The organism is Azospirillum formosense (assembly GCF_013340925.1).
In the GTDB taxonomy this organism is placed as follows: Bacteria; Pseudomonadota; Alphaproteobacteria; order Azospirillales; family Azospirillaceae; genus Azospirillum; species Azospirillum formosense.
This window is the reverse complement of sequence record NZ_WHOR01000420.1, coordinates 1-3133: the sequence shown is the minus strand read 5'-3', so window position 1 is coordinate 3133 and position 3133 is coordinate 1. Positions and strand designations below refer to the sequence as shown.

The window sequence follows — 3133 nt, the reverse complement described above, 5'->3', positions numbered from 1 at the left end:
CGCGCCCGCCCGGGGGGAGGCGCGGGTGCGCCGCCCGTGCGACCAGGCCAGGCACGGGCCGGCCGGCGGGCGCGGGGAGGGGTGGGGCGGGGCCGGGCTGGGGGCGGCGGGAGCGGCGCGCGCCGCCCCCTGGCCCGCCCCCGTGCCGGCCGGGCGGGGGGGCCAGGCCTGGGGGGGGGCCGCCCCGCCGGACGGCCCGGCGCGGCCGCGCCGGGCCAGGGCGGGGCCTCCTGCGCCGTCAGCACGCGGCCAGCCCCGGCGCCGTCCGGCTTGGGAACGGCGGTCTGCGGGTCGGTCAGCCGCCAGCCCTCGCCGCTCCAGCCGTCCGGGCAGAGGGTGGAGAAGTCGAAGGGGTGCGGCACGCCGATCTCGCCCATCGCGGCCTCGACCAGCTTGTACCAGCAGGCCTCCGATGGCTCCTTCTTGCCCTGGTAGCCGCAGACGTACAGCCGATCTTCCGCGCGGGTCAGGGCGACGTACAGCAGGCGCCTGTACTCCTGGTCGCGGCGGCGGTTGGCGCGGGCGCGGGCCTCGGCGCACAGCGCGTCCTCCTGGGAGCGGCGGGCGGCGAAGAGAGGGACGGCGCAGCCCTCGTCCGGCCAGAGGATCGGCGGGCTCTGGGTCGGCGTGCCCAGCGTGTCGGGCAGGAAGACGATGGGCGCCTGGAGCCCCTTGGAGCCGTGCACCGTCATGATGCGTACGCGTCCGCCGCCCTGCTCCAGCTCGCGCTTGATCTCCGCCTCGCTGGCCGCCAGCCAGGCCAGGAAGTTCTGGAGGGACGGCGGCTCGGTCTTCTCGAAGGCCAGGCATACGGCCAGGAACTCGTCCAGCGGGTCCTGGGCGTCGGGGCCGAGCCGCTTCAGGAGGGCGCGGCGGCCCGAGCCGTCCGGATCGGCCGGGCAGGGGGCGGCCAGCAGCCCGGCGAACAGCTCGTAGGGCGCCAGGAAGTCGGTGCGGGCCAACTGCGCGCCCAGATAGCGGCGGGCCGGGCGGTAGGCCGGGTCGTCCTCCGCCTTGGCCACCAGCGCCCGCCACAGCGTGCCGCGCCGCCCGTGGGCGAGGTCGAAGAGCTGGTCCTCGGTCAGGCCGATCAGCGGCCCCTTGAGGACGGTGGCCAGCGTCAGGTCGTCTTCCGGCAGCAGCAGGAACTCGCACAGCGCCATCAGGTCCATGACCGCCAGCTGCTCGGTCAGCACCATGCGGTCCACGCCGGCCACCGGAACGGCGCGGTCCTTCAGGGCGCGCACCAGTTCCGTCACGAAGGCGGTGCGGCGGCGGACCAGCACCATGACGTCGCCAGGCTGGATCGGCCGGCCGCGCGACTCGAGCGACTCGCCGCGATGGGTCCAGTCGCGGATGGTGTCGGCGATGACCGCGGCCAGCCGGGCCGACGGCGAGTCGGCGGCCTCGCGCTCCACCGGCGGCGCCCAGGCGGGCGGATCGGCAGCCTCCGCCGGCTTCACCGGGGGCCACAGCTCGACCAGACCGGCATGGCCGCGGCGGAAGGCGCGGTGGCGGATCACCGGGCTCGTTTCGGACGCGACACCATCCTTGGCGCCATCCAGCCCGAACACCGCGTCCACCGTTTGCAGCACGGTGGCGGTGGAGCGGAAGGACATGTCCAGCGCCACCGCGTGCCAGTCGCGCTCGGCCGCCTTGGCGCGGGTCTGGAAATGGCGGCGCATGCGGGCGAATTCGGCGGGGTCGGCGCGCTGGAAGCTGAAGATCGACTGCTTCTCGTCGCCTACGGCGAAGACGGTGCGCGTCGTCTCGCCGCCGTCCCGCGCGCTGAGGCCGGCGAAGAACTCCTCGGCGATGGAGCCGACAACCTGCCACTGCTCCGGGTTGGTGTCCTGCGCCTCGTCGATCAGGATGTGGTCCAGCCCGCCGTCCAGCTTGAACAGCACCCAGGGCACAGCGGGCACGCCGTCCTTGCCGCGCAGCAGGGCGTTGGCCGACAGGATCAGGTCGTCGTAGTCGAGCAGCGCCTTGGCCTTCTTCTTCGCCTCATAGGCGCTCAGAAGCGACTCGGCCAGGGTCAGCAGGGCGGTGGTGGAGGCGGCGACTCCGGCCGAGCGAACCCGTTTCATCAGCGAAACGAGCCGTTCCGCCTCACGCTCCAGCGCCGTCAGGGCGGCGGGGAAGGCGGTTGCCGGCTTCTTGGTGATCAGGGTCTTGCGCGCGCCGCCCTCCGCCGTCAGGAAATGGCGGGCGTAGATCTGGAAGGCGCGCACCCGGCTGTCCGCGGCGTCGAGCCAGCTCTGGATGCCGACTCCGCGCTCCTCGTCGGTCTTGCTGCCGGTGGACAGCGCGCGGCAGGCGTCGCGCAGCCCCGTCCCGTCGAAGGCATGGTCGGCACAGGCCTCGCGCAGGATGGCCGCCTCGGTGATGCCCGGCGGCACGTCCAGGGCCTCGTGAACCGCGTCCACCGCGCCGTCCAGCCCGTGGAAACTCTCGAACAGGCGCTGGATGCGCCCGCGCTCGCTGGCCAGCTCGGCCAGGATGTCGGCGAATTCCTCGGCGTTCAACTCGGCGGTCAGGCGGGCCATCGCCTTGCCGAGCGGGCTGTCGGGGGCGGCACGCCCGGCGTGCAGCACCTCGTCCCGCGCCTCGGTCAGCAGGCCGGCGGCGGTGCGCTCGTCCATCACCTCGAAATGTGGGGCGAGTCCGGCCTCCAGCGGGAAGCGGCGCAGCAGCGACTGGCAGAAGGCGTGGATCGTCTGGATCTTCATGCCGCCCGGGCAATCCACCACCTGCGCGAACAGCCGCCGGGCGATGGTGCGGGTCTCGGCGCTCGGCCGCTCGCCGCAGAGGTCGGCGAGCCGGTCCTCCAGCCCCTCGTCGGGCAGGGTCGCCCAGATGCCCAGCGTGCGGTTGATGCGGATGGACATCTCCGCCGCCGCCGCCTTGGTGAAGGTCAGGCAGAGGATGCGCGCCGGCGCGGTGCCGGACAGCATCAGCCGCAGCACGCGGTCGGTCAGCACCTTCGTCTTGCCGGACCCGGCGGAGGCGCCCACCCACACCGACGACAGCGGATCGGGGGCGAGCCGTTGCGCGACGTTGGGGTCCAGCGGAAGCTCGCGGACGGGGAAGTCGAGGACGGTCATGGGCGTGTCGTGGGGTGTGGGGCGGT

Annotated in this window: 1 protein-coding gene; it reads right to left on the bottom strand. The window is 74.0% G+C overall.

Annotated features, from left to right (window positions below; translation table 11 throughout):
• Positions 1-3107, bottom strand: a 3107-nt coding sequence (gene addA / locus GBZ26_RS28440; protein ID WP_174441672.1) for a double-strand break repair helicase AddA, incomplete at its 3' end; no start/stop codon positions are given.
• Between the last annotated feature and the right edge of the window lie 26 nt (positions 3108-3133).